Source organism: Clostridium psychrophilum, assembly GCF_018861705.1.
GTDB lineage: Bacteria > Bacillota > Clostridia > Clostridiales > Clostridiaceae > Clostridium_AD > Clostridium_AD psychrophilum.
This window is the reverse complement of record NZ_JAHLEC010000153.1, coordinates 1-5756: the sequence shown is the minus strand read 5'-3', so window position 1 is coordinate 5756 and position 5756 is coordinate 1. Positions and strand designations below refer to the sequence as shown.

Here is a 5756-nt window from a genome sequence, read left to right as displayed (position 1 = left end):
AATGTAGTTTGTTGAACGTTATTTTTGCAAAACATAGTAATCCTCCTCTACGTACTGATTTTGATATTATTATATCATAATTACTACGTTTGGAAGTAATTACAAGCTTTTGTGGGATAATCATAATATTATTACTATCTATTGGTAATTATGTCATTAGTTCTAATTCAAATGATTTTTAACTTTTTATAGAATAAATAAACTATAGTATCAAAGAAGCCAACCCCTAACATAATCTATATTAGCATATAGATATTAATATTTCATGGGGAATTAAATATAATTTATAAATGATAATTAAAGTTAATGATAGAAAATACAAGATATACTGATCATCATGAATTTTACTTGGATTATTGAGAGGTATAAGCTAAATATAATAGAATATCGCTGATTTTTGGAAAGCAATATTTATTAAAATCCCATAGTAAGTGCTAACGCGGCATCATTCAATAGTTCGTTTCAGACATCAAGCAATTTTCGTAGCTATCATCGTTTAAGTATATACTTAAGATGATAGCTTTTGTCGGCTTAACATCTGAAAACAAACCTATTCTTTTCACGACATTTGTTATATTTAGTTTTATTCTATCAAATAATTTTATCATATTATTAACAATAACATATACATATTTCAATTTTAATACCTATATTTATTGTTATAATCAATAGCGGCTTCAACCAATTGTTTATAGCTACTTATTTTCTTAATTTTAATTATTTTATTAAAATCATAATATCTATTGATTTTACCTTTTCTTACAATTTGTTTATATGGTTTACGGTTTAGTAAATAAGCCCAAAACACATCGGCATCAATCTCTAAATAATTGCCCTTTTTATCGTAATGAGCTTGTACGTCATTCAACATTTGCAGAGCATCATCATCGTTCTTTGCACCAGTAAAGAACCTAATTATTAAATTTGCTTCTTTTGAAGTTGCTAAAGTCTTATTAACATTTATGCCTAAGTATGAATCATTCATTAATATTTCCTCCTCGTAGTCTTCCTTATCATTCGTTTTTTTATCGTAGTAATTATATTAAATTTATCTAATTATACTATTATTGTTATAAAATTGTAAAATGCGGATAAAATTTAAACGTAATTTGACTAGATGACTAAATTGAATGACCTCATGGTAAAATTAGATTTTTACGACATATGTGCTACTAAAAACGGTTCATCTAGTGCATTATTTTTTGTCGTTATTGATCATTAGAGGAAAATCTCAACATCCTATTTATATTATCTTTTCAATGTTTCGATTTAGTTTCAAATAGAATATATGTTATCTAAGATTATATAACCAATTAATATACCTTAAAATTTTTGCTTTGTCAGATTCAGACTTTTTATATTTAGCCATTCTTTCTTTAGCCATTCTTTCTTTAACATATTCTGCCGCCATTTCATCTGTAGTCATTGTAATTATTGGTTTTTCAATAATAAATCACTCCTTAATATAAATTGGTGCTTGGAAACAACCTTCGAGCACATTAAAAATAGCCGTTCTCTTGAGGAGAATGACTATTAACTATCGCGCACTTCATTTGCATGCTGTATTATATAATATGGTATTTATATTAAAAGGTTACACATTTTACATATTTATTTACTATTATTTATTCAATCGGTTATTAAGTTTCGCTAATATATTTGACAAGCATTAATTACTTTCTTCATATTGATTTATTAATTTGTAGAATGTGGTTTTCTTTAATTCCAATATTTTCATAACATCAACTGCTTTTATAGTGTTTTCCTTGTACATCTTATAATACTTATCCCATAACTTCGGTACTTCAATAGACTTACGTCCGGGTACAGCCGACATACGAGTAAAAATGAGCCACATACTGGAATTATTATCCACCATGGGGCTATATATTGTTTTATAGGCGTTGCATCAAGTCTATTTATATTTGAAACATTTCATATATCTTTTTTATAACCACAGTGAAACATATTTTGATAGTGTCATTAGGGTATACCTCATTGTGACAGTTACTATATTCAGTACGTATTGGTAATTTACTGATTATTTCTGTATTACATAATGTACATTTCAACTCCAAGTAAGCTTCTCCAGTGCAATATGATTACGATACCAATCATCATTTTGTAAAAGCACTTCAGGAGAACCTGTATTTTTAATTCTTCCATCTTCTAAAATAGCCACGGTATCGCAGACAATCATAGAGAACAAGCGGTGAGTTATAGATAATATTGTGTGAGATTTACTTGCCTTCTGCAATACAGATATAAATTTTTCTTCTGTTATAGAATCAAGATTAGCAGTGATTTCGTCAAACAGTAAAATAGGAGGGTCTGCAACAATTGCTCTTGCAATAGCAAGAAGCTCTTTCTGACCTTGTGAAAAAAGAGCTTCACTGGTTACTTGTGTATCAATACCCTTTTCTAAATCTGCCACATAATCGGTTAGGCCCACAAAGTCCAAAGCATTTCCAATTTGATCCATTGTAATATGCTCATCTTTTAGACTAATTTGCTCTGCCACTGTACCGTTTATCATATGAAAGATCTGATTAACATATCCGAATATTTTACGCTTTTCGGAGTTTGGTATAGTATAAACATCGATTCCATTTACGGTGATATTTCCATCAGATGGCTTTAAAAATCCCATAACCAACTTGAATAATGTGGATTTACCAACACCTGTTCTTCCTACAAAGGTAACCTTCTCCTGTGGACTCAAATCAAGATTAATGTTTTGTAAAATATCAGTACCTTCTTCATATTGAAAAGTTACATTGTTAAAGCATAGTGTAATGTCATCACGTGATGGAATGATATCCTTGGCTTTAAGTTCACTGATTTCACATTGATCCTCAGGCAAATTATAAAAATCATTCACCCTATGGATACCGGATACTGCCTGCTGAATGTTTTGAAGCTCCATACCTAGATTTTCAATGGGTGTAAATAAATTAGAGATTAATTCAATGGAGGCGGCAACCATACCTATTGATATCCCTAAATAGTTTAGCTGCTTGGATGATAGTATTACAATGATGCCAATGACCACAGCACGAATAAGTTGGATTGTGGGAGAAAACACGGAATCATAGAAATTTACTTTCTCAACAGTTTTATAGTTATCCAGCAAATATGAACTATAATTTTTTTCCATGTAGCTTTCTTTACTGTAGGATTTAATCATCTGGATATTCTTTAAGCTTTCTGAAATATGATTGTTTACCCTACCCACTAAAATCCTATTTTCTATTTGTGCTTTCAACATTCTCTTTTGAAAAATCCTGGTAATGACATAAATAATAGGCAGTAGTATAAAGGTAATACCTCCAAGCTTGGGGCTGAACATCCAGATAGAGACAACAATTCCTATAACTTTTAGGCAGTCAACCATCATTCCAATAATACCACCTGTAAACATTGAGTTGATTGCATCCACATCATTTGTAAACCTTGAGACAACAGTGCCTGTATCGTTTGAGGAAAAGAACATGGTACACATTCTTTTTAGCTTTTCCATCATTTCTAATCTAATTTCCTTGGTGATTTTTTGACCTAAAACTGTAAGTATAGCTTCCTTAATAAAATCAAAGATACCAATAAATAATAGTACTACCATGTAAATAGTTGCTAGAAAAAGTAATCTGTCATTGCTTTTTGGTACAAGGTTACCATCAATAATGTATTTTAAAATTTGAGGAGGAATTAAGCTTGCCATAACAACACCACAAACAGCAAAAAGTAGTAATACATCTATTTTTATATTTTTCTTAAGCACGTTAATAATAGAGTTTTTTACTAGACTATTCCTCATAACTATTCCCCCCAGTGGATTGTAAATTAAATATTGATCTGTAAACTTCAGAGCTTTTGAGCAGTTCATCATGCGTGCCATAATTTGCTGTTTTATCATTATTCAAAAACACAATATGGTTCACATCCTTAAATATAGTTAAGCGGTGTGAAATTAGTATGATTAAACTATCTTTATAATTATTTTTAAGGTTTTTAATAATTTCCTCTTCTGTCTTCATATCAACGGCAGAAAATGGATCATCTAAAACCATAATTTTGTTTTTGTTTAAAAGGGTTCTTGCCAGTGATATTCTCGCCTGTTGACCACCGCTTAACCTTATTCCGCTATTGCCAACTAATGTGTTTTCGCCCTGAGGCATTGCTTCCAATTCATTATGGAAACAAACATCCTTTAAAACAGAAGTAATATTCTGATCATTTCCAAGAGTAATATTGTTATAAATACTATCAGAAAGCAATTGAGGGTTATGACCTAGGTAAGAAATCATCTGACTTCGCTCATATTCAGAGTAACTCCTAAGCTCCTTGCCATCTATCTTAATACTTCCTACATAAGGATATAACCCAAGCAAAGATAGCCCAAGTGTAGATTTCCCAGAGGCAATAGAACCAGTGATACCTATGATTTCACCCTGATTTCCTGCAAAATTAATTTTTTGAAATATATTTTCCTTCCTTGTACCATAGCAAAAGCTAAGATTTTCAACTGTTAGTGTTGTGCTATCCTTATTAACCAGGGAAGTGGTAGCTTTACTTTGGTATTCTGTAAAATAGGGCTTAATGCGTTTCCAGGATATCTGTGATTTTTGCACCGAATTAAATAGCTTTGCTGCCTTACTTGCCTTAGTTGCCATGGCGGCAAACATAATAAGATAAGTAGAAAAATTACCTACAGTCCAGCCACCATTAATTACCTTTGTCCCTCCAAAGTAAATTACTATAATTATCCCAAGCATTGCAATAACATTATAAATTGGTTGCATAGAATTTTCTAGAATATTGGCTTTAATTGATTTGTTTTGCAAGTCATCTAATTCATTATTATAGCTTGCTATATTTTGATCTTCCATGCCATTGGCTTTATAAATCATGACATTTTCAATGGCATCATATGTAATATCAGTAACATAGCTACTTTTTGTACGAAAGGCAATGGTGTACTTGTAAATAATACTTTTTAATTTTTCAGCAAGCACCATGGCAATGGGAATAAAAAGACAGGAAAGAATAGTTGTTTTCACATCATAAAGGAGCATTGATATGAAATATGAGGCCATTAGCACTCCAGTATCAAATATTTCTGTGGTAAATTTCCGCATACCCTCCACGCAGAGATCAACATCAGAAATGGCTCTAGTCATTAAATTACCGGTATTTTCATTATCTAACTCTTCAGTGGTTTTATGCATTATGTTATTGTATATCATAAGCCTCATAGTAGCAATTGTACTATTGGCGAATCGTCTTATGTAAAAACGTTTAAAGTAGCGCAACAACTGAACCATTGCTATAAGTAAAACAAAAGTAACCGCCAGTATTACTACTGAGGATAGGTTATAACCACCAATAATGGAATCAATCAACTTACCCTGATAAATTGGCGATACAATTAATGCACTATTACAAGTTAATCCAAATATAATAATACATGCTACAACAAATCTCTCTTTTTTCCAATAGTTAATAATTTTATTTGGTTGTTTTATGGGTTCAATCTTTAATTTTGCTATAATAATCAGCATCCTTTTTTTATATTTATAAGACTTTCCACACGTTCTGTTTTACTTTTCATATAAAAATCATTGAGTACCTTTAGAAATACCTTTTTTAACCCCCTTGTATAATCTAATTATAAGTTTGATAAGAAACCTTCTTTAAATAATACGAATGATTTCTTACTTATCTTTATTAATGTTAATGTTTATTTTTATTCATTTCTA

At 30.6% G+C, this 5756-nt stretch carries 5 protein-coding genes; all 5 read right to left on the bottom strand.

Going from position 1 to position 5756, the window contains the following annotated elements; all coding sequences use genetic code 11:
• Positions 1-640 precede the first annotated feature (640 nt).
• Positions 641-985, bottom strand: coding sequence for a hypothetical protein (locus tag KPL38_RS17850; RefSeq protein ID WP_216290487.1), 345 nt, complete (start codon positions 983-985; stop codon positions 641-643).
• A gap of 306 nt (positions 986-1291) precedes the next feature.
• Positions 1292-1426 carry a hypothetical protein gene (locus KPL38_RS20140; protein ID WP_281419372.1) on the bottom strand — a complete coding sequence of 45 codons (135 nt, stop codon included), beginning with the start codon at positions 1424-1426 and terminating at the stop codon, positions 1292-1294.
• Positions 1427-1669: 243 nt separating this feature from the next.
• Complete coding sequence (locus KPL38_RS17845) at positions 1670-1879, bottom strand: hypothetical protein (protein WP_216290486.1); 210 nt, start codon at positions 1877-1879, stop codon at positions 1670-1672.
• A gap of 189 nt (positions 1880-2068) precedes the next feature.
• Positions 2069-3814, bottom strand: coding sequence for an ABC transporter ATP-binding protein (locus KPL38_RS17840; RefSeq protein WP_216290485.1), 1746 nt, complete (start codon positions 3812-3814; stop codon positions 2069-2071).
• Positions 3804-5558, bottom strand: coding sequence for an ABC transporter ATP-binding protein (locus KPL38_RS17835; RefSeq protein WP_246578030.1), 1755 nt, complete (start codon positions 5556-5558; stop codon positions 3804-3806). Before KPL38_RS17835 ends, KPL38_RS17840 begins: the two co-directional genes overlap by 11 nt.
• Positions 5559-5756 lie beyond the last annotated feature (198 nt).

Bases quoted from the DNA above. Each gene is read 5' to 3' on its own strand.
- KPL38_RS20140 (WP_281419372.1), bottom strand. From the start codon at position 1,426: ATGACTACAGATGAAATGGCGGCAGAATATGTTAAAGAAAGAATGGCT.
- KPL38_RS17835 (WP_246578030.1), bottom strand. From the start codon at position 5,558: ATGCTGATTATTATAGCAAAATTAAAGATTGAACCCATAAAACAACCA.
- KPL38_RS17845 (WP_216290486.1), bottom strand. From the start codon at position 1,879: ATGGTGGATAATAATTCCAGTATGTGGCTCATTTTTACTCGTATGTCG.
- KPL38_RS17840 (WP_216290485.1), bottom strand. From the start codon at position 3,814: ATGAGGAATAGTCTAGTAAAAAACTCTATTATTAACGTGCTTAAGAAA.
- KPL38_RS17850 (WP_216290487.1), bottom strand. From the start codon at position 985: ATGAATGATTCATACTTAGGCATAAATGTTAATAAGACTTTAGCAACT.